We start from the raw sequence: 372 nt of genomic DNA, 5'->3' as shown, positions 1-372 counted from the left end.
ACGTGCCTGCTGTGCCTGTTCCAAAGCGGTTTCCATGATCTGGGCAGTGATACCTTCGATCTTGATGTCCATCTGCAGCGCAGTAACACCTTCAGAGGTACCGGCTACTTTGAAGTCCATGTCGCCCAGGTGATCCTCGTCACCCAGGATATCGGTCAGTACGGCAAACTGATTGCCGTCTTTCACCAGGCCCATCGCAATACCTGCTACCGGCGCTTTCAGAGGTACGCCAGCCGCCATCAGCGACATAGAACCGACACAGACGGAAGCCATAGAGCTGGAACCGTTGGATTCAGTGATCTCGGATACAACGCGAACGGTGTAGGGGAATTCTTCTTCACCGGGAAGTACTGCAGCCAGACCGCGACGTGC

1 pseudogene is annotated in these 372 nt (G+C 55.4%); it reads right to left on the bottom strand.

What is annotated here, in order from left to right:
* A pseudogene (locus tag A3709_RS19515) lies at positions 1-372 on the bottom strand (polyribonucleotide nucleotidyltransferase); the annotation flags it as partial.

It is taken from the genome of Halioglobus sp. HI00S01, assembly GCF_001635445.1.
Taxonomy (GTDB): Bacteria; Pseudomonadota; Gammaproteobacteria; order Pseudomonadales; family Halieaceae; genus Halioglobus; species Halioglobus japonicus.
Note: the sequence above shows the minus strand (reverse complement) of the source record. Positions and strands in the feature narration are given on the sequence as shown.